General features: G+C 63.3%; 30 protein-coding genes. 29 read left to right on the top strand and 1 reads right to left on the bottom strand.

The window, feature by feature from the left end:
- Positions 1–89: 89 nt before the first annotated feature.
- The 3 genes from rpoC to ACKWRH_RS27440 all read left to right on the top strand — a co-directional run bounded on the left by rpoC (position 90) and on the right by ACKWRH_RS27440 (position 8,702).
- Entirely contained in the window at positions 90–4,286 is a 4,197-nt protein-coding gene (gene rpoC, locus ACKWRH_RS27450; protein WP_445216055.1) for a DNA-directed RNA polymerase subunit beta', read from the top strand.
- 192 nt (positions 4,287–4,478) lie between these two features.
- Positions 4,479–6,542: an FAD-dependent oxidoreductase gene (locus ACKWRH_RS27445; RefSeq protein ID WP_445216054.1), complete on the top strand. Its 2,064-nt coding sequence runs from the start codon at positions 4,479–4,481 to the stop codon at positions 6,540–6,542.
- Between the two features lie 132 nt (positions 6,543–6,674).
- Positions 6,675–8,702, top strand: coding sequence for an ABC transporter ATP-binding protein (locus ACKWRH_RS27440; RefSeq protein WP_445216053.1), 2,028 nt, complete (start codon positions 6,675–6,677; stop codon positions 8,700–8,702).
- Here ACKWRH_RS27440 and ACKWRH_RS27435 read toward each other — a convergent pair.
- The gene (locus ACKWRH_RS27435) at positions 8,621–9,730 is read right to left on the bottom strand and encodes an FAD-dependent oxidoreductase (RefSeq protein WP_445216052.1); all 1,110 of its coding nucleotides are present in this window, start codon (positions 9,728–9,730) and stop codon (positions 8,621–8,623) included. The genes ACKWRH_RS27440 and ACKWRH_RS27435 overlap by 82 nt on opposite strands.
- A gap of 683 nt (positions 9,731–10,413) precedes the next feature.
- Here ACKWRH_RS27435 and rpsL point away from each other — a divergent pair.
- The 26 genes from rpsL to secY all read left to right on the top strand — a co-directional run bounded on the left by rpsL (position 10,414) and on the right by secY (position 25,792).
- A complete protein-coding gene (gene rpsL, locus ACKWRH_RS27430; protein WP_007603006.1) occupies positions 10,414–10,785 on the top strand; it encodes a 30S ribosomal protein S12 in 372 nt (123 codons plus the stop codon).
- Positions 10,786–10,800: 15 nt separating this feature from the next.
- On the top strand, positions 10,801–11,271 hold the full coding sequence (gene rpsG, locus ACKWRH_RS27425) for a 30S ribosomal protein S7 (RefSeq protein WP_028152987.1): 471 nt from the start codon (positions 10,801–10,803) through the stop codon (positions 11,269–11,271).
- 30 nt (positions 11,272–11,301) lie between these two features.
- Positions 11,302–13,374, top strand: a complete 2,073-nt coding sequence (fusA, locus tag ACKWRH_RS27420; protein ID WP_282521065.1) for an elongation factor G — start codon at positions 11,302–11,304, stop codon at positions 13,372–13,374.
- Positions 13,375–13,414: 40 nt separating this feature from the next.
- On the top strand, positions 13,415–14,605 hold the full coding sequence (tuf, locus tag ACKWRH_RS27415; protein WP_014494497.1) for an elongation factor Tu: 1,191 nt from the start codon (positions 13,415–13,417) through the stop codon (positions 14,603–14,605).
- A gap of 83 nt (positions 14,606–14,688) precedes the next feature.
- Complete coding sequence (gene rpsJ, locus ACKWRH_RS27410; protein WP_002712302.1) at positions 14,689–14,997, top strand: 30S ribosomal protein S10; 309 nt, start codon at positions 14,689–14,691, stop codon at positions 14,995–14,997.
- 53 nt (positions 14,998–15,050) lie between these two features.
- Positions 15,051–15,764 carry a 50S ribosomal protein L3 gene (gene rplC / locus ACKWRH_RS27405; protein ID WP_445216051.1) on the top strand — a complete coding sequence of 238 codons (714 nt, stop codon included), beginning with the start codon at positions 15,051–15,053 and terminating at the stop codon, positions 15,762–15,764.
- Between the two features lies 1 nt (position 15,765).
- The gene (rplD, locus tag ACKWRH_RS27400; RefSeq protein ID WP_445216050.1) at positions 15,766–16,386 is read left to right on the top strand and encodes a 50S ribosomal protein L4; all 621 of its coding nucleotides are present in this window, start codon (positions 15,766–15,768) and stop codon (positions 16,384–16,386) included.
- Positions 16,383–16,685 carry a 50S ribosomal protein L23 gene (locus tag ACKWRH_RS27395; protein WP_007603019.1) on the top strand — a complete coding sequence of 101 codons (303 nt, stop codon included), beginning with the start codon at positions 16,383–16,385 and terminating at the stop codon, positions 16,683–16,685. The genes rplD and ACKWRH_RS27395 overlap by 4 nt, the downstream gene beginning before the upstream one ends.
- A 12-nt stretch (positions 16,686–16,697) precedes the next feature.
- Positions 16,698–17,531, top strand: coding sequence for a 50S ribosomal protein L2 (gene rplB, locus ACKWRH_RS27390; RefSeq protein ID WP_028152985.1), 834 nt, complete (start codon positions 16,698–16,700; stop codon positions 17,529–17,531).
- A 12-nt stretch (positions 17,532–17,543) separates the two neighbouring features.
- Positions 17,544–17,822, top strand: coding sequence for a 30S ribosomal protein S19 (rpsS, locus tag ACKWRH_RS27385; RefSeq protein ID WP_008136357.1), 279 nt, complete (start codon positions 17,544–17,546; stop codon positions 17,820–17,822).
- Positions 17,823–17,832: 10 nt separating this feature from the next.
- Complete coding sequence (gene rplV, locus ACKWRH_RS27380) at positions 17,833–18,219, top strand: 50S ribosomal protein L22 (protein ID WP_008136353.1); 387 nt, start codon at positions 17,833–17,835, stop codon at positions 18,217–18,219.
- Between the two features lie 18 nt (positions 18,220–18,237).
- Positions 18,238–18,963 (top strand): 30S ribosomal protein S3, encoded by a 726-nt coding sequence (rpsC, locus tag ACKWRH_RS27375; protein ID WP_014494500.1) that lies wholly within the window; start codon positions 18,238–18,240, stop codon positions 18,961–18,963.
- A gap of 30 nt (positions 18,964–18,993) precedes the next feature.
- Positions 18,994–19,407: a 50S ribosomal protein L16 gene (rplP, locus tag ACKWRH_RS27370; protein WP_008136349.1), complete on the top strand. Its 414-nt coding sequence runs from the start codon at positions 18,994–18,996 to the stop codon at positions 19,405–19,407.
- 5 nt (positions 19,408–19,412) lie between these two features.
- Entirely contained in the window at positions 19,413–19,619 is a 207-nt protein-coding gene (rpmC, locus tag ACKWRH_RS27365) for a 50S ribosomal protein L29 (RefSeq protein ID WP_011088144.1), read from the top strand.
- A gap of 13 nt (positions 19,620–19,632) precedes the next feature.
- Positions 19,633–19,881, top strand: coding sequence for a 30S ribosomal protein S17 (gene rpsQ / locus ACKWRH_RS27360; RefSeq protein ID WP_445216049.1), 249 nt, complete (start codon positions 19,633–19,635; stop codon positions 19,879–19,881).
- Between the two features lie 84 nt (positions 19,882–19,965).
- Complete coding sequence (rplN, locus tag ACKWRH_RS27355; protein WP_007603030.1) at positions 19,966–20,334, top strand: 50S ribosomal protein L14; 369 nt, start codon at positions 19,966–19,968, stop codon at positions 20,332–20,334.
- Entirely contained in the window at positions 20,334–20,648 is a 315-nt protein-coding gene (gene rplX, locus ACKWRH_RS27350) for a 50S ribosomal protein L24 (RefSeq protein ID WP_014494502.1), read from the top strand. The genes rplN and rplX overlap by 1 nt, the downstream gene beginning before the upstream one ends.
- Positions 20,641–21,198, top strand: a complete 558-nt coding sequence (gene rplE, locus ACKWRH_RS27345) for a 50S ribosomal protein L5 (RefSeq protein ID WP_011088141.1) — start codon at positions 20,641–20,643, stop codon at positions 21,196–21,198. The genes rplX and rplE overlap by 8 nt, the downstream gene beginning before the upstream one ends.
- Positions 21,199–21,244: 46 nt before the next feature.
- Positions 21,245–21,550 (top strand): 30S ribosomal protein S14, encoded by a 306-nt coding sequence (gene rpsN / locus ACKWRH_RS27340; RefSeq protein ID WP_014494504.1) that lies wholly within the window; start codon positions 21,245–21,247, stop codon positions 21,548–21,550.
- 14 nt (positions 21,551–21,564) lie between these two features.
- A complete protein-coding gene (rpsH, locus tag ACKWRH_RS27335; protein ID WP_014494505.1) occupies positions 21,565–21,963 on the top strand; it encodes a 30S ribosomal protein S8 in 399 nt (132 codons plus the stop codon).
- Positions 21,964–21,979: 16 nt separating this feature from the next.
- The gene (gene rplF / locus ACKWRH_RS27330; protein ID WP_028152982.1) at positions 21,980–22,513 is read left to right on the top strand and encodes a 50S ribosomal protein L6; all 534 of its coding nucleotides are present in this window, start codon (positions 21,980–21,982) and stop codon (positions 22,511–22,513) included.
- Between the two features lie 11 nt (positions 22,514–22,524).
- The gene (gene rplR, locus ACKWRH_RS27325; RefSeq protein ID WP_007603036.1) at positions 22,525–22,887 is read left to right on the top strand and encodes a 50S ribosomal protein L18; all 363 of its coding nucleotides are present in this window, start codon (positions 22,525–22,527) and stop codon (positions 22,885–22,887) included.
- A 47-nt stretch (positions 22,888–22,934) separates the two neighbouring features.
- Positions 22,935–23,531 (top strand): 30S ribosomal protein S5, encoded by a 597-nt coding sequence (gene rpsE / locus ACKWRH_RS27320; protein ID WP_014494507.1) that lies wholly within the window; start codon positions 22,935–22,937, stop codon positions 23,529–23,531.
- A 25-nt stretch (positions 23,532–23,556) separates the two neighbouring features.
- Positions 23,557–23,751: a 50S ribosomal protein L30 gene (rpmD, locus tag ACKWRH_RS27315; RefSeq protein WP_011088137.1), complete on the top strand. Its 195-nt coding sequence runs from the start codon at positions 23,557–23,559 to the stop codon at positions 23,749–23,751.
- 75 nt (positions 23,752–23,826) lie between these two features.
- Entirely contained in the window at positions 23,827–24,312 is a 486-nt protein-coding gene (rplO, locus tag ACKWRH_RS27310) for a 50S ribosomal protein L15 (protein WP_014494508.1), read from the top strand.
- Positions 24,313–24,460: 148 nt separating this feature from the next.
- Entirely contained in the window at positions 24,461–25,792 is a 1,332-nt protein-coding gene (secY, locus tag ACKWRH_RS27305) for a preprotein translocase subunit SecY (RefSeq protein WP_071912844.1), read from the top strand.
- Positions 25,793–26,015 lie beyond the last annotated feature (223 nt).

Raw genomic sequence — 26,015 nt, 5'->3', positions numbered from 1 at the left:
GCCCCTCCCGAGGCCTTGAGGGCAGGGCGCCCCGATTGAGTGATTTTCGAATTTGCGGCCGTAGGCGACCGGCACGCGAGGAGAAGACGATGAACCAAGAAATTATGAATCTCTTCAACCCGACGACTCCGGCTCAGGTCTTCGACCAGATCCGGATTTCGATCGCGTCTCCTGAGAAGATTCTGTCCTGGTCCTACGGCGAGATCAAGAAGCCGGAGACCATCAACTACCGTACCTTCAAGCCCGAGCGCGACGGCCTGTTCTGCGCCCGCATCTTCGGGCCGATCAAGGACTACGAGTGCTTGTGCGGCAAGTACAAGCGCATGAAGTACAAGGGCATCATCTGCGAGAAGTGCTCGGTCGAGGTCACGCTGTCGCGCGTCCGGCGCGAGCGCATGGGCCATATCGAGCTCGCGGCCCCCGTCGCCCACATCTGGTTCCTGAAGTCGCTGCCCTCGCGCATCGGCCTCCTGCTGGACATGACGCTGAAGGATCTCGAGCGGATCCTCTACTTCGAATATTACGTCGTGCTCGAGCCGGGTCTCACCGCGCTCAAGGACCGTCAGCTGCTGTCGGAAGACGAGTATCTGAAGGCGCAGGACGAGTACGGCCAGGATTCCTTCACCGCCATGATCGGCGCGGAAGCGATCCGCGAGCTGCTCAAGGGCATGGACCTCGAGAAGCTCGAAGCCACCTTGCGCCTCGAGATGCAGGAGACCGACTCCGACATCAAGCACAAGAAGCTCGCCAAGCGCCTGAAGATCGTTGAAGCGTTCCGCCACTCCGGCAACAAGCCGGAATGGATGATCATGACCGTGGTTCCGGTGATTCCGCCGGACCTGCGTCCGCTGGTGCCGCTGGACGGCGGCCGCTTCGCGACCTCGGACCTCAACGACCTCTACCGCCGCGTCATCAACCGCAACAACCGCTTGAAGCGGCTGATGGAGCTGCGTGCGCCCGACATCATCATCCGCAACGAGAAGCGCATGCTTCAGGAAGCGGTCGATGCGCTGTTCGACAACGGCCGCCGCGGCCGCGTCATCACGGGTGCCAACAAGCGTCCGCTGAAGTCGCTCGCCGACATGCTCAAGGGCAAGCAGGGTCGCTTCCGTCAGAACCTGCTCGGCAAGCGCGTCGACTATTCGGGCCGTTCGGTGATCGTGGTCGGTCCCGAGCTGCGCCTGCATCAGTGCGGCCTGCCGAAGAAGATGGCGCTCGAGCTGTTCAAGCCGTTCATCTACTCGCGGCTTGACGCCAAGGGCCTGTCCACCACCGTGAAGCAGGCGAAGAAGCTGGTCGAGAAGGAGCGGCCCGAGGTCTGGGACATCCTGGACGAGGTCATCCGCGAGCATCCGGTGCTGCTCAACCGCGCACCGACGCTGCATCGTCTCGGCATTCAGGCGTTCGAGCCCGTGCTGATCGAGGGCAAGGCGATCCAGCTGCATCCGCTGGTCTGCGCCGCGTTCAACGCCGACTTCGACGGCGACCAGATGGCCGTGCACGTTCCGCTGTCGCTCGAAGCGCAGCTGGAAGCGCGCGTCCTGATGATGTCGACCAACAACATCCTGCATCCGGCGAACGGCCAGCCGATCATCGTGCCGTCGCAGGACATCGTGCTCGGTCTCTACTACGTCTCGATCATGCGCGAAGGTCTGCCCGGCGAGGGCAAGATCTTCGGCGACATGGCCGAGCTCGAGCACGCGCTGCACGCGAAGGTCATCCACCTCCACACCAAGATCAAGTATCGGTGGCAGGGCATGGACGAGACCGGCAAGGTCTCGACGCGCTGGATCGAGACCACCGCGGGTCGCGTCATGCTCGGCAACCTGCTGCCGAAGAACCCGCGGATTTCGTACGAGATCATCAACAAGCTGATGACCAAGCGCGAAATCTCGGGCGTGATCGACCAGGTCTACCGTCACTGCGGCCAGAAGGAGACTGTGATCTTCTGCGACCGCATCATGGCGCTCGGCTTCTACAACGCGTTCAAGGCCGGCATCTCGTTCGGCAAGGACGACATGGTCGTGCCGAACTCCAAGTGGAAGATCGTCGACACCACCCGTACGCTGGCGAAGGATTTCGAGCAGCAGTACAACGACGGTCTGATCACCCATGGCGAGAAGTACAACAAGGTCGTCGACGCCTGGTCGAAGGCCACGGAAGAAATCGCCAAGGCGATGATGAAGGAGATCTCCTCGACCAAGAAGACGGCGAGCGGGGCGGATGCCGACATCAACTCGATCTACATGATGGCTCACTCGGGTGCCCGCGGTTCGCCGGCCCAGATGCGCCAGCTCGCCGGCATGCGCGGCCTGATGGCCAAGCCGTCGGGTGAGATCATCGAGACGCCGATCATCTCGAACTTCAAGGAAGGCCTCTCGGTGCTCGAGTACTTCAACTCGACCCACGGCGCCCGTAAGGGCCTCGCGGACACCGCGTTGAAGACCGCGAACTCGGGCTACCTGACCCGTCGTCTCGTCGACGTGGCGCAGGACTGCATCATCACGCAGAACGACTGCGGCACCAAGCTCGGCATCAAGATGCGCGCCATCGTCGATGCCGGCACCGTGGTTGCCTCGCTCGGCTCGCGCATCCTCGGCCGTACGGCCTGCGAAGACGTGCGTGACAGCTCGGGCAAGGTGATCATCAAGCGCGGTACGCTGATGGAAGAGAGCCATCTGGACGCCATCCACCAGGGTGGCGTGCAGGAGGTGAAGATCCGCTCGGCACTGACCTGCGAGCTCGTCAACGGCATCTGCGGCATGTGCTATGGCCGCGACCTCGCCCGCGGCACGCCGGTCAACCACGGTGAAGCCGTCGGCGTCATCGCCGCGCAGTCGATCGGCGAGCCCGGCACCCAGCTGACCATGCGCACCTTCCACATCGGTGGTGCGGCGCAGCTCAACGAGCAGTCGTTCGTCGAATCCAACTTCGACGGCAAGATCGTGATCCGGAACAAGGCCATCGCCCGCAACAGCGAAGGTCACCTGGTCGCGATGGTCCGCAACATGGTGATCGCGATCGTCGATGCCGACGGCACCGAGCGTGCGACGCACCGTATCCAGTACGGTTCGCGCCTGCATGTCGACGAGGGCGACACCGTCAAGCGCGGTCAGCGCATCGTCGAGTGGGATCCCTACACCCGTCCGCTGCTCACCGAAGTCGAAGGTACCATCGGCTTCGAGGATCTGGTCGAGGGGCAGTCGATCTCGGAAACGCTCGACGAGGCCACCGGTATCGCCAAGCGCGTGGTCATCGACTGGCGCTCGACCCGCGGCGGCGCGGACCTGCGTCCGGCCATCGTGGTCAAGGGCAAGGACGGCAAGGTGCTCAAGCTCGCCCGTGGCGGCGATGCCCGCTACATGCTGTCGGTCGACGCGATTCTCTCGGTCGACGTCGGAGCCAAGGTCAATCCGGGCGACATCCTCGCCCGTGTCTCGACCGAAAGCGCCAAGACGCGTGACATCACCGGCGGTCTGCCGCGGGTGGCGGAACTGTTCGAGGCACGGCGTCCGAAGGATGCGGCGATCATCGCCGAAATCGCGGGCACCATCCGGTTCGGGCGCGACTACAAGAACAAGCGTCGCATCTCGATCGAGCCGATGGACAAGACCGACGAGGCACGTGAGTACCTGATCCCGAAGGGCAAGCACATCCACCTTCAGGACGGCGACGTCGTCGAAAAGGGCGACTTCATCGTGGAAGGCAACCCGGCGCCGCACGACATCCTGGCGGTCAAGGGCATCGAGGAGCTCGCGGCCTATCTGGTCAACGAGATCCAGGAGGTCTACCGGCTCCAGGGCGTGCTCATCAACGACAAGCACATCGAGGTGATTGTCCGTCAGATGCTCCAGAAGGTGGAAGTCACCGACCAGGGCGACACGGACATGATCTCCGGCGAGCAGGTCGACAAGATCGAGTTCGACGCGCTCAACGAGAAGGCGAAGGAAGAGGGCAAGAAGATCGCTACGGGAACGCCGGTTCTGCTCGGCATCACCAAGGCGAGCCTTCAGACCCGCTCCTTCTTCTCGGCGGCCTCGTTCCAGGAGACCACCCGCGTCCTCACGGAAGCGGCGGTCAACGGCAAGGTCGATCCGCTCGAAGGCCTCAAGGAGAACGTCATCGTCGGCCGGCTGATCCCGGCGGGCACCGGCGCCTCCATGGCCAAGATCCGCGAAGTCGCGATGAAGCGCGACAAGCTGATCCTGGACGAGCGCGAGAAGCAGGCGGCCGTCGTGTCGCCCGCGCCGGAAGCGGAGCTTCCTGCGCTGCCTCCTGCGGAATAATCGTTCATCCGTAGGAATACCGAGGACAATGAAAAGGCCGGCGCAAGCCGGCCTTTTTGCTGCTTTGTTTGCCTGTTGCGGTGCAGGATCAACCTTTGTTCATCTTTCCTTCAGCCGCAAAAGCGCTTCTGCTAAGGGAACTTAGACCGGTGGTCCCGTGACGGGGGCAGGGCCGGAGACCACGGAACTCATATGCTTGATCTCGCAATCGTAGGCGGCGGCCCCGGCGGGCTGATGAGCGCCTGGTACCTGAAGCGTAAGCTCGGCGATCTCTGCCGCATCACCATCTACGAGGCCTCCGACCGGCTCGGCGGCAAGATCGTCACGCGCAAATTCGATTCCGCGCCGGCGATGTACGAGGCCGGCGTTGCCGAGATCTACGACTACTCGATGACGGGTCCCGATCCACTGCGCGAGCTGATCCAGCATTTCGGACTTCAGACCATACCGATGGACGCCGAGCAGGTGCAGTTCGGCGGCGAGCTCCTCAACGACGTCGCAGGCATGCGCCGCAAATACGGCGCCAAGACTGCGGCGGCGATCGAGGCGTTCCGCAAGCGCTGCGCCGAGGCGATGTCGCCGATCGAATATTACGAGGGCGTCGGCGCGCACGACAACGAGAATCCCTGGGCCTACAAGACCGCCGAGCAGGTGCTCGACGAGGAGGTCGAGGACGAAACCGCAAAGCGCTTCTTCAAGGTGATGGCGCGCTCCGACATCGCGACCGAAAGCCACAACACCAACGGGCTCAACGCGCTCAAGAACTACCTGATGGACGTCGACGGCTATATCGGCCTCTATTCCATCCAGAACGGCAACGAGCAACTGATCGAGTGCCTGCAGTCGGAGGTCAACGCCGACATCCAGCTCAATCACCGCGTGCTCACCGTCGGCAAGGCGCCGACCGGCCGCTACCAGCTCAAGATGATGAACGGCAAGGGGCCGGAGACGCGCGACTTCGATCTCGTGCTGGTCTGCCTGCCGCATTCGTGGCTCGCGACCATGGGCTGGGAAGGCGAGCAGCTCCGCAAGTCGATGGTCAAGCATGTCTCGTATTTCGATCGTCCCGCGCACTATCTGCGCGTCTCGATCCTGTTCGACGCGCCGTTCTGGGGCGAGAAGATTTCCGGCGCCTGGTTCATGTCGGAAGCCTTCGGCGGCTGCTGCGTCTACAACGAGGGCGCGCGCCACGACGTCGGCAAGCACGGCGTGCTGAACTGGCTGATTCCCGGCTCCGACGCGCTGGCCTTCGCCAATCTGTCGGATCAGGAGCTGATCGACGCCGCATTGAAATCGCTGCCCGCCTCGCTCGGCGATGCGCGTTCGCATTTCGTGGAAGGCAAGATCCACCGCTGGCTGTCGTCGGTGAACGCCATCCCCGGCGGTCTGCCCGTGCGCGACGTCATGACCAATCACCGGCCGGAGCCGAAGGAGCATCCCGGCATCGTGGTGGTCGGCGATTATCTGTTCGACTCCACGCTGAACGGTCTGCTCGACTCCTCGGACGCGGCGACCGACATCATCCTGACCGAGATGATGCGCCTGCGCCGCGAGCGCACACAGGAGGAGGGCGAGCCGGTCTCGGACAGAATCGATCGCGACTATTTCGAGAATTATCGCGGCCTCGGTCCCTACAGCGAAGCCTGGAGCCACTTCACCGATCCCGATTATCTCACCAGGCTGATCGGCATCGTCTGGGGCAAGGCCAAGGGCGCCAAGCTGCTGGTCGCGGGCTCGGCCAGCGGCGAACTGGTGGGTGCGCTGCGCGATCGCGGCATCAGCGCCTTCGGCATCGAGAACAACCGCGCCATCCACGCCAGGACGCCGAAGGCGCTGAAGAAGTACAACAAGCTCGGCTCGATCACCGACATGCCGTTCAAGGACGGCGCCTTCGACTTCGTGTTCGAGACGAGCCTCTGCCATGTTTCCCCGAAGCAGGTGGTCCGCGCGATCCGTGAACTGAACCGCGTGGTCAAGACCGGCCTCGTGTTCGGCTCGATCACCTCGGACATGGCTTCGGTGGTGATCGACCGCTACGACCTGCTGCGCGGCGTCAAGAAGCTCGGCACCTGGTGGGAATGGTCCGAGCTGTTCTTCGGCAACGGCTTCGACCTGTCGATGCATCGCAAGGACTGCACCGATGCGCTTTGGGAGGCGACGCTTGCCGCCAACAAGGGCCCGGGCCAGTGGTACGCCGACGCCGACAGCCTGCGTTATTCCTTCTTCGACAAGGTCGAGGACGAGGACGACGACTAGAGACAGGATCGGACCGGCCTAGCCAATTGCTTTGCCGAATTCGTCATGATCGCATAGAATCGGTGCGATAGCGGTTGCCGCTATTTCCTGCTTTCTCCGCGGTCATGCCGGCCGTCAGCATCGGTTGGTTTTATGGCGTCCAAGCCCCTCCCGCCCGACAAACAGAAACTCGCCACGGAAGAGGCGGCCGACCTCGACGACAAGCTTGTCCCCGTCAAGCCGGACCTCGAATACGACGAGGACGACGAAGACGAGGAGGATGACGAGCTGGAGCTCGACGACGACGATGAGGACGAGGAGCTCGTCGTCTTTACCGCGCGCGAGGCCGCAGGCGCGCTCGCGACCATCCTGGGTTTCGTCAAGCCCTTCCTGTCCAACTACAAGCGGATGCTGTCATTCGTGGCGTTCGGCGTCTGCGTCGAGACGCTGTTCAACGTCATCATGCCGCTCAGCCTGAAGTACCTGATCGACGACGCGCTCGGCGAGGAGGATTTCCAGGCGCTCTACAAGATCCTCGGCGTGCTTGCGGTCGCCGGCATCTTCACCTCGATCGTGGCGGTCTGGTACGAGCGCTGGGACGCCAGGCTGGCTGCCTGCATCATCTCCGACGTCCGCAAGCGCCTGTTCGAGCACGTCCAGGACCTGCCGGCGGCCTATTTCGGCCGCACCAAGCGCGGCGAGATCCTGTCGCGCTTTTCCGTCGACCTTTCGGCCTTCGAGGGCTCGGTCAAGACCTTCGCCAACAGTGCAGCGCTGCCGTTCCTGGAATTGATCGCCGGCATCATCCTGATGGTGTTCCTGAACTGGCAGCTCGCCGCGGTCGCGCTGCTGGTGTTCCCGATCACGCTGATCGGGCCGCGCATCCTCACCCCGAAGGCGGTGCAGGCCAATTACGAGCAGAAGCAGAACGAGAGCGCGCTGCTCGGCATGGTGCAGGAGAACGTGGCCGCGCAGGCCGTGATCAAGGCGTTCAGCCTGCAGCGCAAGATGTTCGGCTTCTTCACCTTCCGCAATGACGAGACCCGCCGCAAGATCGCTTCGGCTGCGTTCCTGTCGACCATGGTGGAGCGGACGGTCACCATTTCGGTGCTGCTGCTGCACCTCGTCGTGCTCGCGATCGGCGCGTATCTCGCGACCAAGGGCCAGATCACCATCGGCACCTTCGTCACCTTCGAGAGCGCGTTCTGGGAGGTCTCCTACAACATCGCCCACGTGATGCATTTCATCCCGGTGTCGATCTCCTCGGCCGCTGCGATCCGCCACATGCAGGAGCTGCTGGACGAGCCGACGCGCGGCGCCGATCGTCCCGGCGCGCCCGATCTGCCGCGCATCACCAACGACATCACCTTCGACCACGTGACGTTCCAGTACGAAGGCAGCCAGACGCCGGTGCTGGACAATCTCAGCCTCAAGCTCAACGCCGGCAAGCGCATCGCCATCGTCGGCCCCTCGGGCTCCGGCAAGAGCACGCTGCTCAATTTGATCCTGCGGCTGTACGTGCCCAACGAGGGGCGCGTCGCCATCGACGGCGTCGACGTCCGCAAGGTGACGCTGGATTCGCTGCGCCGGAGCATGGCGGTGGTGTTCCAGGAGAACATGCTGTTCAACATGTCGATTCGCGAGAACATCCGGCTCGGCAAGGAAGGGGCGACCGACGAGGAGGTGGAGGACGCCGCCAAGAAGGCCGAGATCCACCGCTACATCATGAGCCTGCCGCAGCGCTACGACACGCCGGTCGGCGAGCGCGGCGATACGTTGTCGGGCGGTCAGCGCCAGCGCATCGCGATCGCCCGCGCCGTCATCCGTAACCCTTCCGTGCTGCTGCTGGACGAAGCCACCTCGGCGCTCGACCAGACCACCGAGGCCGCGATCAACCGTACGCTGCTGAAGGTCGCGAAGGGGCGCACCATGATCTGGTCGACCCATCGCCTGACCTCCGTGGTCGAGATGGACGAGATCATCGTGATCTCAGGGGGCAGGGCGATCGAGCGCGGCTCGCATGCCGAGCTGCTCGCCAGGAACGGCACCTATCGCAAGCTGTGGAACGACCAGATCCACCAGCCGCATGGCGCTGTGGCTCAGGCCGATGACGACAGCGACGATGACGATGAAGACGACCTCGACGAGGATGATGAGGACGAGGATGATGAGGAGGCGTGACCGAGGAAGTTCGGCTCCAGATGAATTGCTCCTCCGAGCGGCCGCAGCAAGCCTTGAACTGACCAAGCGATGAAGCGCGCCCAGCGCTGCGCCGTCCAGTAGGGGCTCGTCGCGGTCGAGACTGAGCGGAACTCGAACGCCTTCGCCGCCGACCATTCGTCGCAGGCCCGCTTGACCGGATCGGCGTAGAAGCTGGCTATCTTGGCCCCGTCCATCCCGTCGGAGGCGAGCCAATCCGGGATATGGACGTTGCAGAGCCGCTCGACGTCGGTGAAGACCTTGTCGCAGCCGGTGCCGGCGGCGGGGCAGGAGGTCGAGAACGCATCGCCCACCAGCACGAGGCCGGGCTGGCCGCTTGCGTCGTTCACATAGAGGTCGACCGGACGGATCTTGATCTCGCCGGCGATGTCGAAGGCGCCTGTGATGCGCTTGAGCCGGGGCAGGGCGGCGTTCAGCGTCTCGGCTGGCGCGCGGCGCAGCTCGCGCAGCCATGGGTCGTCGAGGCCGCGATAGACGAACAGATTGGCGCGCATCCGCGGACCGGTCGGAAACAGCGTGATGTAGGGGATTCGGTCGCTCGGGCGTTCCGAGAAATAGGTCAGTGCCGGGAAGTCGAACGAATTCCGCCCCGCCGGCACCACGTCGAACCCGATCGAGATCGAATGGCAGGCGCTGATGACCTTTCGCGCGATGCCGAGCTGGTGGCGCAGGCCGACGTTCAGGCCGTTGACGAGGGAATCGTAGAGGATGTTGAACTGCCGACTCGGCGCCTTGTCGAGCAAACGGCCGAAGCGGGCGATCCAGTTTTCGCCGGCAAAGGTCGCGCGGCGCAGCACCGATTCTCCGATCCCGGTCTTCAGGAATCGCTCGACTTGGACGTGACCACTGAGTTTTTCGACTCGAAAGTCCGCCGGATAGCTCTCATGCGGGTCGATCAACACCGTCGAAATGCCGGCGCGGCCGAGCATTGCGGCGGCGGTCGAGCCGGACAATCCCCCGCCGATAATGGCAATGTCGGTGTACCGCATGGTGCAAATCTCTGCCGCAGGTGGCAGATTGACGCATCAGCAGGAAAAAAAGCCTTAGCAACGGTTATAAAAGTACATTTTGCCCGGATATAAATTACTTTTGGGCTGGCGGAACAGGCGTCCGGTACCCATATCCGGAAGGCGCAGTGAGTGCGGGCAAACAGCGATTTCGTCAGGTGGCAGAAGCGTTTTCTGACTGTCGTTTCACCTTGACTTGGCCGACTCTCACTTATAGAAAGCGCCTCACTTAACGACAGGCGGTGAGCGTCGCCAGCGTCGGAACGGGCCACCCGTTGATCTCCAGGGATCGGATCCTCAGGGATCGCTAAGACGGGCACCAACCTCGACGAATGCCGCTCAAACGCTGTCGATCATAGCTAGGCAATGCCAGTGCGATTTTAGGTCTCTTGAGCTCGTTCTCTTGAGATCGAATTCGGATGCATGACCTCGGTGCGCGGGCCGCAGCTTTGTGCTGAATGGCCTGAAACTGCGGTCCTCTGTGGCGTCGTAACGCTTTCCGCTCGGTGATGGAGCGGTTGGCGCAATTTCGCTTTGTGCGGATTGTTCCGTGCGAGGCGGCCTCGTCGGGCGGGTGGCCCGAAAAGAATTGCGGCTCCGGCAACGGGCCGCGCCAAGAAAGCGGACCCGGAAGGGGCCGCGGCAGAACAAAGGGTAAGGCCAGGATGCCGACGATCAACCAGCTGATCGCTCAACCGCGTGAAGTGCAGAAGTCGCGCAAGAAGGTGCCGGCGCTGCAGCAGTCGCCGCAGAAGCGTGGTGTTTGCACCCGCGTCTACACCACGACCCCGAAGAAGCCGAACTCGGCGCTTCGTAAGGTCGCCAAGGTGCGCCTAACCAACGGCTTCGAGGTGATCGGCTACATCCCCGGCGAAGGTCATAACCTCCAGGAGCACTCGGTGGTCATGATCCGCGGCGGCCGCGTCAAGGACTTGCCCGGCGTGCGCTACCACATCCTCCGCGGCGTTCTGGATACCCAGGGCGTCAAGAACCGTAAGCAGCGTCGTTCGAAGTACGGCGCCAAGCGTCCGAAGTAAGCGGGAACCAGCTCAATGTCTCGTCGCCACTCAGCGGAAAAGCGCGAAGTTCTCCCGGATCCGAAGTTCGGGAACATCATCGTCACGAAGTTCATGAACTCGGTGATGTACGCCGGCAAGAAGTCGGTCGCCGAAGGCATCGTCTACGGTGCGTTCGGTATCATCGAAGCCAAGACCAAGCAGAGCCCGCTCGGCGTGTTCGAGCAGGCACTCGAGAATGTCATGCCGACGATCGAGGTTCGCTCCCGCCGCGTCGGCGGCGCGACCTACCAGGTTCCGGTCGAGGTTCGTTCGACTCGCCGGCAGGCGCTGGGCATCCGCTGGCTGATCTCGGCCGCGCGGGAGCGCAACGAGAAGACGATGACCGAGCGGCTCTCGGCTGAGCTTCTGGATGCATCGAACAACCGCGGCAACGCCGTCAAGAAGCGCGAAGACGTGCACCGGATGGCGGAAGCCAACCGCGCCTTCTCGCACTATCGCTGGTAACGGCGAAACACGGAATCTAAGGAACAGCCCATGCCTCGCGTTCATGCCATAGAGAACTACCGCAATTTCGGTATCATGGCGCATATCGATGCCGGCAAGACCACGACCACCGAGCGCATCCTCTATTACACCGGCAAGAGCCACAAGATCGGCGAAGTGCACGAAGGTGCCGCGACGATGGACTGGATGGAGCAGGAGCAGGAGCGTGGCATCACGATCACCTCGGCTGCCACCACCGCGTTCTGGGCCGGCAAGCGCCTGAACATCATCGACACCCCCGGCCACGTCGACTTCACCATTGAAGTCGAGCGTTCGCTGCGCGTGCTCGATGGCGCCGTCTGCGTGCTCGACTCGAACCAGGGCGTCGAGCCCCAGACCGAGACCGTCTGGCGCCAGGGCGACAAGTACAAGGTTCCGCGCATCGTCTTCGCCAACAAGATGGACAAGACCGGTGCCGACTTCTTCAAGTGTCTGGCCGACATCGTTGACCGCCTCGGCGCCAAGCCGATCGCGATCCAGCTTCCGATTGGTGCCGAGAACAACTTCAAGGGTCTCGTCGACCTCGTGAAGATGCAGGGCATCATCTGGAACGATGAATCGCTCGGTGCGAAGTTCGACTATGTCGACATCCCGGAAGATATGGTCGAGCAGGCCAAGGAATACCGCGAGAAGATGGTGGAAGCCGCCGTCGAGCTCGACGACGACGCATTGGCTGCCTTCCTCGACGGCAAGGAGCCGGACGAAGAGACGCTGAAGCGGCTGATCCGCAAGGCGGTGCTGACCGGCGCGTTCTATCCCGTGCTGTGCGGCTCGGCCTTCAAGAACAAGGGTGTGCAGCCGCTGCTCGACGCCGTCGTCGACTATCTGCCGTCGCCGATCGACGTGCCCGCGATCAAGGGCACCGATGACCGCGGCAACGAGGTCGTGCGCAAGGCGGACGACAAGGAGCCGCTCGCGCTGCTCGCGTTCAAGATCATGGACGACCCGTTCGTCGGCACCATCACCTTCTGCCGCATCTACTCCGGCGTCCTGCAGAGTGGCACCGGTGTCGTGAACTCGACGCGCGAGAAGAAGGAGCGCATCGGGCGCATGCTGCTGATGCATGCGAACAACCGCGAGGACATCAAGGAAGCCTATGCCGGCGACATCGTCGCGCTGGCCGGCCTGAAGGAAGCGCGCACCGGTGACACGCTGTGCGATCCCGACAAGCAGGTGATCCTGGAGAAGATGGAATTCCCCGAGCCGGTCATCGAGATCGCGATCGAGCCGAAGTCCAAGGCCGACCAGGAAAAGCTGGGCGTGGCGCTGGCGAAGCTCGCCGCGGAGGATCCGTCCTTCCGCGTGTCGACCGACCAGGAGTCCGGCCAGACCATCCTCAAGGGCATGGGCGAACTCCATCTCGACATCAAGGTCGACATCCTCAAGCGTACCTACAAGGTCGACGCCAACATCGGCGCGCCGCAGGTTGCGTTCCGTGAGCGCGTCACCAAGAAGGCCGAGGTCAAGTACACCCACAAGAAGCAGACCGGCGGTACCGGTCAGTTCGCGGAAGTGTCGATCGTGGTCGAGCCGAACGAGCCCGGCAAGGGCTACGAGTTCGAGTCCAAGATCGTCGGCGGTGCGGTTCCGAAGGAATACATCCCCGGCGTCGAAAAGGGCCTCAACAGCGTGATGAGCTCTGGTGTCGTCGCGGGCTTCCCCGTGGTCGACGTCAAGGTTCAGCTCGTCGACGGCAAGTACCACGACGTCGACTCGTCGGCGCTCGCCTTCGAAATCGCATCGCGCGCGGCATTCCGCGAAGCGCTGCAGAAAGGCAAGTCCGTCCTGCTCGAGCCGATCATGAAGGTCGAAGTGGTGACCCCGGAAGACTACACCGGCTCGGTCATCGGCGACCTGAATTCCCGGCGCGGTCAGATCCAGGGTCAGGACATGCGCGGCAACGCCAACGTCATCAACGCGATGGTGCCGCTCATGAACATGTTCGGGTACGTGAACAACCTGCGCTCGATGAGCCAGGGTCGCGCGACCTTCACCATGCAGTTCGACCACTACGCAGAAGCGCCGGCCAACGTGTCGGCAGAAGTCCAAAAGAAGTTTGCCTGATTGTCGTCGGTCCAGAGCTGACGATTGAACGGAGAGTCAAATGGCCAAAGCAAAGTTTGAACGTAACAAGCCGCACTGCAACATCGGCACCATCGGTCACGTCGACCATGGCAAAACGTCGCTGACCGCGGCGATCACCAAGATCCTCGCCGAGACCGGCGGTGCGACGTTCACCGCGTACGACCAGATCGACAAGGCGCCGGAAGAGAAGGCGCGCGGCATCACCATCTCGACCGCGCACGTCGAGTATGAGACGCAGAACCGCCACTACGCCCACGTCGACTGCCCCGGCCACGCCGACTATGTGAAGAACATGATCACCGGCGCCGCCCAGATGGACGGTGCGATCCTGGTCGTGTCGGCCGCTGACGGCCCGATGCCGCAGACCCGCGAGCACATCCTGCTCGCCCGCCAGGTCGGCGTGCCCGCGCTCGTCGTGTTCCTCAACAAGTGCGACATGGTCGACGATCCGGAGCTCCTTGAGCTCGTCGAGCTCGAAGTCCGCGAGCTGCTCTCGAAGTACGACTTCCCGGGCGACAAGATCCCGATCATCAAGGGCTCGGCGCTCGCCGCTCTCGAAGATTCCGACAAGAAGCTCGGCCACGAGGCCATCCTTGAGCTGATGAAGAACGTCGACTCGTACATCCCGCAGCCGGAGCGTCCGGTCGACCAGCCGTTCCTGATGCCGGTTGAAGACGTGTTCTCGATCTCGGGCCGCGGCACCGTCGTGACCGGCCGTGTCGAGCGCGGCATCGTCAAGGTCGGCGAGGAAATCGAGATCGTCGGTCTGCGCGCCACGCAGAAGACCACGGTCACGGGCGTCGAAATGTTCCGCAAGCTGCTCGATCAGGGCCAGGCCGGCGACAACATCGGCGCGCTGCTCCGCGGCACCAAGCGCGAGGACGTCGAGCGCGGCCAGGTGCTGTGCAAGCCGGGTTCGGTCAAGCCGCACACCAAGTTCAAGGCTGAGGCCTACATCCTCACCAAGGAAGAGGGCGGCCGCCACACCCCGTTCTTCACCAACTACCGTCCGCAGTTCTACTTCCGCACCACCGACGTGACCGGTGTCGTGCATCTGCCGGAAGGCACCGAGATGGTGATGCCGGGCGACAACATCGCGATGGAAGTGCACCTGATCGTGCCGATCGCGATGGAAGAGAAGCTCCGCTTCGCGATCCGCGAAGGCGGCCGCACCGTCGGCGCCGGCGTCGTCGCCTCGATCATCGAGTAACAAGCGAATAGGGAATGGTGAGTGGCGAATAGGGAATTCTATTCGCTACTCGCTACTCGCCACTCACTAGAGAAAGCACGGCAATGAACGGCCAAAACATTCGTATCCGTCTCAAGGCGTTCGACCATCGTATCCTCGATACGTCGACCCGCGAGATCGTGAACACGGCGAAGCGCACCGGCGCGCAGGTCCGCGGACCCATTCCGCTGCCCACCCGCATCGAGAAGTTCACCGTCAACCGTTCGCCGCACGTCGACAAGAAGAGCCGCGAGCAGTTCGAGATGCGCACCCACAAGCGCCTGCTCGATATTGTCGATCCGACCCCGCAGACCGTCGATGCTTTGATGAAGCTCGACCTGGCCGCCGGTGTCGACGTCGAGATCAAGCTCTAAGATTTTTGGATCACGTTCGCGACTAGCGGACAGAAAGAACAGGAAGCACGCCGATGCGCTCCGGAGTGATCGCACAAAAGGTCGGGATGACGCGGGTCTTTACAGAGGCCGGCGAACATATCCCCGTGACCGTGCTGAAGCTCGGCAATTGCCAGGTCGTAGGCCACCGCACTGAAGATAAGAACGGTTACGTCGCGCTCCAGCTTGGTTCTGGCAGCCGTAAGACCGTGTACATGCCCAAGGCAGAGCGCGGCCAGTTCGCGGTCGCCAAGGTCGAGCCGAAGCGGCAGGTCGAGGAATTCCGCGTCTCCGCGGATGCCATGATCCCCGTTGGCGCCGAGATCCTCGCCGACCACTTCGTCGTCGGCCAGTTCGTCGACGTCACCGGCACCTCGGTCGGTAAGGGCTTCGCCGGCGGTATGAAGCGCTGGAACTTCGGCGGTCTGCGCGCCACCCACGGTGTGTCGATCTCGCACCGCTCGATCGGTTCGACCGGTGGCCGTCAGGACCCCGGCAAGACCTGGAAGAACAAGAAGATGCCCGGCCACATGGGTGTCGACCGCATCACCACGCTCAACCTTCGAGTCGTTCAGCTCGATGTCGAGCGCGGCCTGATCCTCGTCGAAGGCGCCGTTCCCGGCTCCAAGGGCGGCTGGATCCGTGTGCGCGACGCCGTCAAGAAGCCGCTGCCGAAGGAAGCTCCGAAGCCCGGCAAGTTCAAGGTTGCTGGCGAAGCGGACGCCGCTCCGGCTGCGCAGGAGGCGTGAGATGGAATTGAAGGTCACGACCCTCGAAGGCAAGGAAGCCGGCTCGGTCCAGCTTTCCGACGCCATTTTCGGCCTCGAGCCGCGCCAGGACATCATTGCGCGTTGCGTGCAGTGGCAGCTCAACAAGCGTCAGGCCGGCACTCACAAGGCCAAGGGCCGCGCCGAGATCTGGCGCACCGGCAAGAAGATGTACAAGCAGAAGGGCACCGGCGGTGCTCGTCACGGCTCGGCCCGCGTGCCGCAGTTCCGCGGCGGTGGCCGTGCCTTCGGTCCGGTGGTGCGTTCGCACGCGACCGACCTGCCGAAGAAGGTCCGCGCGCTTGCCCTCAAGCACGCGCTGTCGGCGAAGGCCAAGGACGGCGATCTGGTGGTGATCGACAAGGCCGCGCTGGAAGCCGCGAAGACCAAGGCGCTGCTCGGCCACTTCTCGGGCCTCGGCTTGACCAACGCGCTGATCATCGACGGCGCCGAGCTCAACAACGGCTTTGCCGCTGCGGCCCGCAACATCCCGAACATGGACGTGCTGCCGATCCAGGGCATCAACGTCTATGACATCCTGCGCCGTCAGAAGCTCGTTCTGACCAAGGCCGCCATCGATGCGCTGGAGGCGCGCTTCAAATGACGAAGAACATCGAGCCTCGCCACTACGACGTGATCTTGTCGCCGGTCGTGACCGAAAAGGCGACGATCGCCTCGGAGCACAACAAGGTCCTGTTCAAGGTGGCCGCGAAGGCGACCAAGCCGCAGATCAAGGAAGCGATCGAGAAGCTGTTCGACGTCAAGGTCAAGAGCGTCAACACGCTGGTCCGCAAGGGCAAGACCAAGATCTTCCGCGGCAATCTCGGCTCGCAGTCGAACAGCAAGCGCGCGATCGTGACCCTCGAAGAGGGCCACCGGATCGACGTGACCACCGGTCTGTAAGGTCGTACGACGATGGCACTGAAAAAGTTCAATCCCACGACGCCGGGCCAGCGCCAGCTGGTCATGGTCGATCGTTCGGCCCTCTACAAGGGCAAGCCGGTCAAGGCGCTCACCGAAGGCAAGCACTCCTCGGGCGGTCGCAACAACACCGGTCGCATCACCGTGCGCTTCCGCGGCGGCGGTCACAAGCAGACGCTGCGCATCGTCGACTTCAAGCGCGACAAGGTCGATGCGCCCGCGACGGTCGAGCGGCTGGAATACGATCCGAACCGCACCGCGTTCATCGCGCTGGTCAAGTACGAAGACGGCACCCAGGCCTATATCCTGGCGCCGCAGCGCCTTGCCGTCGGTGATTCCGTGGTTGCCGGCAACTATGTCGACGTGAAGCCGGGCAACGTCATGCCGCTCGGCAACATGCCGGTCGGCACGATCATCCACAACATCGAGGTCAAGATCGGGAAGGGCGGCCAGCTCGCTCGTTCCGCCGGCACCTACGCCCAGCTCGTCGGCCGCGACCACGACTACGTGATCATCCGCCTGAACTCGGGCGAGCAGCGCCTGGTGCACGGCCGTTGCCGCGGCACGATCGGCGCGGTGTCGAACCCGGATCACATGAACACCTCGATCGGCAAGGCCGGCCGCAACCGTTGGCTGGGCCGCAAGCCGCATAACCGCGGTGTTTCGATGAACCCGATCGACCATCCGCACGGCGGTGGTGAAGGTCGTACCTCGGGCGGTCGCCACCCGGTCACTCCGTGGGGCAAGCCGACCAAGGGCAAGAAGACCCGCAGCAACAAGTCGACCAACAAATTCATTCTCCTAAGCCGCCACAAGCGGAAGAAGTAAGGAACGCCGGACATGGTTCGTTCAGTCTGGAAAGGCCCGTTCGTCGAGGGTTCTCTGCTCAAGAAGGCAGATGCCGCCCGCGCGTCCGGCCGTCACGACGTCATCAAGATCTGGAGCCGTCGCTCGACGATCCTGCCGCAGTTCGTCGGCCTGACCTTCGGCGTCTACAACGGTCAGAAGCACGTACCGGTTGCCGTCAACGAGGAAATGGTCGGTCACAAGTTCGGCGAGTTCTCGCCGACCCGGACCTTCCATGGCCACTCCGGCGACAAGAAAGCCAAGAAGGCTTGAGGATTAAACGATGAGCAAACCTAAGCGCGAACGGAGCCTCGCCGAGAACGAGGCCAAGGCGGTCGCCCGGATGCTGCGGGTGAGCCCGCAGAAGCTCAACCTGGTCGCCCAGCTCATTCGCGGCCGGAAGGCGGCTGCTGCGCTCGCCGATCTGCAGTTTTCGCGCAAGCGGATCGCGGTCGACGTGAAGAAGTGCCTGGAATCGGCTATCGCCAATGCCGAGAACAATCACGACCTCGACGTCGACGATCTCGTCGTGGCGCAGGCCTTCGTCGGCAACGGCCTCGTGATGAAGCGCTTTGCCGCCCGCGGCCGTGGCCGCTCGGGCCGTGTCTACAAACCATTTTCGCAGCTGACGATCATCGTTCGTCAGGTCGAAGCCGAAGCAGCGGCCTAAGGGACGCAGGAGCACACGATGGGTCAAAAGATCAATCCGATCGGTCTGCGTCTCGGCATCAACCGGACCTGGGATTCCCGCTGGTTCGCCGGCAAGCAGGAATACGGCAAGCTGCTGCACGAGGACGTCAAGATCCGTGAGATCCTGCACAAGGAGCTCAAGCAGGCGGCCGTCGCCCGCATCGTGATCGAGCGTCCGCACAAGAAGTGCCGCGTCACCATCCACTCGGCTCGTCCGGGCGTGGTGATCGGCAAGAAGGGCGCCGACATCGACAAGCTGCGCAAGAAGGTCGCGGACATCACCTCGTCCGACGTCGTCATCAACATCGTCGAGATCCGCAAGCCGGAGCTCGATGCGACGCTGGTGGCCGAGTCGATCGCGCAGCAGCTGGAGCGCCGCGTGGCGTTCCGCCGTGCCATGAAGCGCGCCGTGCAGTCGGCGATGCGTCTCGGCGCGGAAGGCATCCGCATCAACTGCTCGGGTCGTCTGGGTGGTGCGGAAATCGCGCGCATGGAGTGGTACCGCGAAGGTCGCGTGCCGCTGCACACGCTGCGCGCCGATATCGACTACGGCGTTGCGACCGCGTTCACGACCTTCGGCACCTGCGGTGTCAAGGTCTGGATCTTCAAGGGCGAGATCCTCGAGCACGATCCGATGGCCCAGGACAAGAGAATGGCCGAAGGCGAGACGGGTGGTAGCGGTGATCGTGGTGGCCGTCAGCGCCGCGATACGGCTGCGGCCTGAGCCAGCACAGGAATTTGAGGGCTTAAAGCCATGATGCAACCTAAGAAAACGAAGTTCCGGAAGGCGCACAAGGGCCGCATCCACGGCGTTGCGTCTTCGGGCGCGACGTTGGCCTTCGGCCAGTTCGGCCTGAAGGCGACCGAGCCTGAGCGCGTCACCGCGCGCCAGATCGAAGCCGCTCGCCGCGCGCTGACCCGCCACATGAAGCGTGCCGGCCGCGTCTGGATCCGCGTGTTCCCCGACGTTCCGGTGTCGAAGAAGCCGGCCGAAGTCCGCATGGGCTCCGGCAAGGGTTCGCCGGAATTGTGGGTCGCGCGCGTCAAGCCGGGCCGGGTGCTGTTCGAGATCGACGGCGTCAACACCCAGACGGCGCGTGAGGCGCTGACCCTGGCGGCCGCCAAGCTGCCGATCAAGACGCGCTTCGTCGAGCGCATTGCGGAGTAATGGCCATGGCACAGATGAAGATCGAAGACATCCGCGCGATGAGCCCCGACCAGCAGGATGACGCCATCCTGAACCTGAAGAAGGAGCGCTTCAACCTGCGCTTCCAGCGCGCCACCGGGCAGCTCGAGAACACCTCGCGCCTGCGCGAGGCTCGCCGTGACATCGCCCGGATCAAGACCGTCGCCGCGCAGACGCGCGCGAAGAAGAAGTAAGAGGCTTACGAAGATGCCGAAACGTACTTTGCAGGGCGTGGTCGTCAGCAACAAGCAAGCCAAGACCATCGTGGTGCGCGTTGACCGCCGCTTCACGCACCCGATCTACAAGAAGACGATCCGCCGTTCGAAGAACTATCACGCGCACGACGAGAGCAACGAGTTCAAGCCGGGCGACATGGTGTGGATCGAGGAATCGAAGCCGATTTCGAAGTTGAAGCGCTGGGTCGTGATCCGGGGCGAACACAAGAAAAGCGCCTGATCTGTTGGCTTTAGCCGACTGACTTCAGGGAAATGTTGAGCGCCGGCTGGGCTGGCGCAAAGAGAAAGAGGACGAGGTGCATCAATGATTCAGATGCAGACCAACCTCGACGTGGCCGACAATTCTGGCGCACGCCGTGTCATGTGTATCAAGGTGCTCGGGGGCTCCAAGCGCCGCTACGCCACGATCGGCGACATCATCGTCGTCTCGATCAAGGAAGCGATTCCGCGTGGCAAGGTGAAGAAGGGCGACGTGATGAAGGCCGTTGTGGTGCGCGTCCGCAAGGACATTCGCCGCGCCGACGGTTCGGTCATCCGCTTCGACCGCAACGCCGCCGTCCTGATCAACAATCAGTCCGAGCCGGTCGGCACCCGTATCTTCGGGCCCGTGCCGCGCGAGCTGCGCGCCAAGAACCACATGAAGATCATCTCGCTCGCGCCGGAGGTGCTGTGATGGCTGCCAAGATCCGCAAGGGCGACAAGGTCGTCGTGCTGACCGGTCGCGACAAGGGCCGCACCGGCGAAGTGTTCGAGGTGCGTCCCGCCGCCGGCACGGCGCTCGTGCGCGGCATCAACATGGTCAAGCGTCACCAAAAGCAGACGCAGGCCCAGGAGGGCGGCATCATCTCGAAGGAGTCGCCGATCCAACTGTCCAACATCGCGTATGTCGGCAAGGACGGAAAGCCGACCCGCGTCGGATTCAAGATTTTGGCGGACGGCAAGAAGGTCCGCATCGCCAAGAGCTCGGGAGCTGAGATCGATGGCTGAGGCCGCTTACACGCCGCGCCTGCGCGCGGAATACGACGCGAAGATCCGCACGGCGATGACCGAGAAGTTCGGTTATGAGAACGTGATGCAGGTTCCGCGCCTGGACAAGGTCGTGCTGAACATGGGCGTTGGCGATTCCGTCAACGACCGCAAGAAGGCCGAGACCGCCGCTGCCGAGCTGACCCAGATCGCCGGCCAGAAGGCGATCGTGACCTATTCGCGTATCGCGATCGCGACCTTCAAGCTGCGTGAAAACCAGCCGATCGGCTGCAAGGTCACGCTGCGCAAGGCCCGCATGTACGAGTTCATCGATCGCCTGGTGACGGTCGCGCTGCCGCGCGTCCGCGACTTCCGCGGCCTGAACCCGAAGAGCTTTGACGGCCGCGGCAACTACTCGCTCGGCATCAAGGAGCACATCATTTTTCCCGAGATCGACTTCGACAAGGTCACGGAAGCCCGCGGTATGGACATCACCGTCTGCACCACGGCCAAGACCGACGAAGAGGCGAGGGCCTTGTTGACCGCTTTCAATTTCCCGTTCCGGCAGTGAGACGCTGACCTAAAGCCTCTCAAACGCGGATACCCAGGAGCCAAGCATGGCAAAGAAGAGTTCAGTCGAGAAGAACAACCGGCGCAAGCGGATGGTGAAGAACGCCGCCCCGAAGCGCGAGCGGTTGAAGGCGATCATCGCCGACAAGACGCTGCCGATGGAGGAGCGGTTCGCCGCGACCCTGAAGCTTGCGGAAATGCCGCGCAATTCGTCGGCGACCCGCGTCCGTCTGCGTTGCGAGCTGTCGGGCCGCCCGCGCTCGAACTATCGCAAGAACAAGCTGTCCCGTATCGCGCTGCGCGACCTTGGCTCCAAGGGCATGGTCCCGGGCCTCGTGAAGTCCAGCTGGTAAGGAGGGTCGTTTAGATGTCTACGCACGATCCAATCAGCGATCTGATCACCCGCATCCGCAACGCGCAGATGCGCTCCAAGAGCAAGGTGTCCACGCCTGGTTCGAAGATGCGCGAGAACGTGCTGGAGGTCCTCAAGTCCGAGGGCTACATCCGCGGTTACGCCACGCTCGAGCACTCCTCGGGCCGCAGCGAGATCGAGATCGAGCTGAAGTATTTCGACGGCGAGCCCGTCATCCGCGAGATCGAACGAGTCTCCAAGCCCGGGCGCCGCGTTTACGCCTCGGTGAAGAACCTGCCGCGGGTCAACAACGGGCTCGGCATTTCGGTGTTGTCGACGCCGAAGGGGATCATGGCCGACCACAGCGCGCGCGACGCGAATGTGGGCGGTGAAGTCCTCTTCACGGTGTTCTGAGAAGGATTTTTGATCCATGTCACGTGTTGGCAAAAGGCCTGTGGCGGTTCCGTCGGGTGTTACCGCGACCGTCGATGGGCAGACCGTCAAGATGAAGGGGCCGAAGGGCCAGCTTCAGTTCGTCGTCCATGACGACGTCGAGGTGAAGCTCGAGAGCGGCCAGATCAAGGTCAAGCCGCGGCTCGAGACCAACCGCGCGCGGGCCCTGTACGGTACCGCTCGCGCCCAGGTCGCGAATCTGGTCGAAGGCGTCACCAAGGGCTTCGAGAAGAAGCTCGAAATCACCGGCGTGGGTTACCGCGCCGCGATGCAGGGCAAGAACCTGCAGCTGGCGCTCGGCTACAGCCACGACGTGGTCTACGCGATCCCGGAAGGGATCACGATCACCGTGCCGAAGCCGACCGAGATCACGGTGACCGGCAGCGACATCCAGCGTGTCGGCCAGGTCGCCGCCGAGATTCGCTCCTATCGTCCGCCGGAGCCCTACAAGGGCAAGGGTGTGAAGTATGTTGGCGAATTCATCTTCCGCAAGGAAGGCAAGAAGAAGTAACGGAGCCGGTCATGTCGAAAGCTAAGGTTACGAATGCCCGGCGGAAGCGGAGTGTGCGGCTGAAGCTGCGCCGCTCCGGTGGCGGCCGTCCGCGCCTGTCGGTGTTCCGCTCGTCCAAGCACATCTACGCCCAGGTCATCGACGACCTGAAGGGCGAGACGCTGGCCTCTGCCTCGTCGCTCGAGAAGTCGATGCGCGACGGCGGCAAGACCGGCGCCGACATCGATGCGGCGAAGGCGGTCGGCAAGCTGCTGGCCGAGCGCGCCGCCGAGAAGGGTGTCAAGGAAGTCGTGTTCGATCGCGGCAGCTATCTCTATCACGGGCGCGTCAAGGCTCTTGCCGACGCGGCGCGTGAGAGCGGGCTGAGCTTCTAACGGAATTTGAGGATTGAGGCGCAAGCCTCTGAAGGATTGGAAAAACCATGGCAGCTGAACGCGAACAACGTGGTGGACGCGATCAACGCGGCGGCGGACGTGAACGCAGGGAGCGCGAGGAGCGCGACAGCGAGTTCGTCGACAAGCTCGTCCACATCAATCGCGTGGCCAAGGTCGTCAAGGGCGGCAAGCGCTTCGGTTTCGCAGCGCTCGTCGTGATCGGCGACCAGAAGGGCCGCGCCGGCTTCGGTCACGGCAAGGCGCGCGAAGTGCCCGAGGCGATCCGCAAGGCGACCGAGTCCGCCAAGCGCAACCTGACCCGCGTCTCGCTGCGCGAGGGCCGTACGCTGCATCACGACATCGCGGGCCGTCACGGCGCGGGCCGTGTCTACCTGCGTGCAGCCCCGGCCGGTACCGGCATCATCGCCGGCGGTCCGATGCGCGCCGTGTTCGAGACGCTCGGCGTCCAGGACGTGGTCGCGAAGTCGATCGGCTCGTCGAACCCCTACAACATGGTTCGCGCAACCTTCGACGCGCTGAAGCATCAGGATTCGCCGCGTTCGGTCGCAGCCCGCCGCAATATCAAGGTGTCCACCCTCCAGTCCCGCCGTATCGGCGGTGACGCCGAGGCGGCTGCCGACTAACGGAAGCTTTTCGGAGTAGACTCCCATGGCCAAGGCCGCAAAGACGATCAAGCTCGAGCAGACCGGCAGCGCGATCCGCCGCCATCATTCGCAGCGTTCGACGCTGATCGGGCTCAAGCTCAACAAGATCGGCCGCACCAGCGAACTGCCGGACACTCCGGCGGTTCGTGGCATGATCGAGAAGGTTCACCATCTCGTTCGCATCGTCGACGAGAAGTAAGCAAAGGCGCAGGATCCCGAAAAGCGGGCACCCGTTTTCGGTGAAGATCATGCGCAAGAAACAAGGAGCAGGGCGATGAAGCTCAGCGATATCGCCGACAACGCCGGCTCGCGCAAGAAGCGTATGCGCGTCGGCCGTGGCATTGGTTCGGGCAAGGGCAAGCAGTCCGGCCGCGGCGGCAAGGGCCAGACCGCGCGTTCGGGCGTGCGCATCAAGGGTTTCGAAGGCGGCCAGATGCCGATGCATCGCCGTCTGCCGAAGCGCGGCTTCAACAACATCTTCCGCGTCGAGTTCGCCGAGATCAATCTCGACCGGCTCCAGGAGGCGGTCGATGCCAAGAAGATCGACGCCGGCAGCGTCGTGAACGTCGAGGCCCTGGTGAAGGGCGGCGTGCTGCGCCGCGCCAAGGCCGGCGTGCGGCTGCTCGGCCGCGGCGAGCTCAAGTCCAAGCTCAACATCGAAGTGCATGGCGCCACGAAGACCGCGATCGCCGCGGTCGAGAAGGCCGGCGGCTCGGTGAAGATCCTCGCCCCTGCCAAGGAAGAAGGCGAGGCGGCGTAACAACTGCGTCATTGGCCCGCGGCTCGCGGGCCTTTACGCGTGTGGGACGTGGACTTATCGAAGCCGAGCCCCAGATAATGTCCGGCGTCCGCTAGAGTAGCCCGGCCGCGGGCATGACGGCGCAATAGGCGGCGGGAGAAAGTCCAAGATGGCCTCTGCAGCGGAACAACTGGCAGCCAATCTCAATTTCGGTGCGTTTGCCAAGGCTGACGAACTGAAGAAGCGCATCTGGTTCACCCTGGGTGCGCTGCTCGTTTATCGGCTCGGGACCTATATCCCGCTGCCCGGCATCGATCCCAACATCTGGGAACAGGTGTTCCGCTCCCAGGCGGGCGGCATCCTCGGCATGTTCAACATGTTCGCCGGCGGCGGTATCCACCGCATGGCGATCTTCGCGCTGAACATCATGCCGTATATCTCGGCCTCGATCATCATCCAGCTCCTCACCACGGTCTCGCCGCAGCTCGAGGCGCTGAAGAAGGAAGGTGAGTCCGGCCGCAAGCTGCTGAACCAGTACACCCGCTATCTCACCGTGATCCTGGCCGCGTTCCAGTCCTACGGCATCGCGGTGGGCCTCGAGGGCGCCGGCAACGTCGTCAGCGACCCCGGCATGTTCTTCCGTCTGTCCACGGCGATCACGCTGACCGGCGGCACCATGTTCCTGATGTGGCTGGGTGAGCAGATCACCTCGCGCGGCATCGGCAACGGCATCTCGCTGATCATTCTCGCCGGCATCGTCGCCGAGCTGCCTGCGGCGCTCGCCAACATGCTAGAGCTCGGCCGTCAGGGCGCGATGTCGACCGGCCTGATCCTGGTCGTCATCATCATGGCGGTCGCCGTGATTGCCTTCATCGTGTTCATGGAGCGCGCGCAGCGCCGGCTGCTGATCCAGTATCCGAAGCGCCAGGTCGGCAACAAGATGTTCGAGGGTCAGTCCTCGCATCTGCCGCTCAAGCTCAACACCTCGGGCGTGATCCCGCCGATCTTCGCGTCCTCGCTGCTGCTGCTGCCGACCACGGTTGCCAACTTCAACGCCGGCAGCGGGCCGGAATGGTTCCAGTGGATCACGACCCAGCTCGGCCACGGCCGTCCGCTGTTCCTGATCATGTATCTCGCGCTGATCGTGTTCTTCGCGTTCTTCTACACCGCGATCGTGTTCAACCCGACCGAGACCGCGGACAATCTGAAGAAGCATGGCGGCTTCATTCCGGGCATCCGCCCGGGCGAGCGCACCGCGGAATATATCGACTACGTGCTGTCGCGCATCACCGTGCTCGGCGCTGTCTATCTGGCGATCGTCTGCTTGATCCCGGAAATCCTGATCTCCTACGCCTCGGTGCCGTTCTACTTCGGCGGCACCTCGCTGCTGATCGTTGTCAGCGTCACCATGGACACGGTGGCGCAGGTGCAGGGCTATCTGCTGGCGCATCAGTATGAGGGCTTGATCCGGAAGTCGAAACTGCGCGGCCGCCGCCGCTAAGCGCGGCGTTCCCCGAGGGCGGCGCGACAGCGCCGCCGATTCGCCGCGCGAGCAACGCGCGGCGCCCGCCGAGGCGACCAGTCAGCCATTCCAAGACATCGGCAGAGCTGCTCTCCCTGCGACGCAATCACTGATTTCAAAGGCCTTCTTGGCGTCCTGGCATTTGCTCCCCTATGATATGGGTAGCGGTGCGACGCCGATTATGATTTGCACTGTCATTGGA

The organism is Bradyrhizobium sp. Pa8 (assembly GCF_052588265.1).
This window is presented reverse-complemented; position numbering and strand designations above follow the sequence as displayed.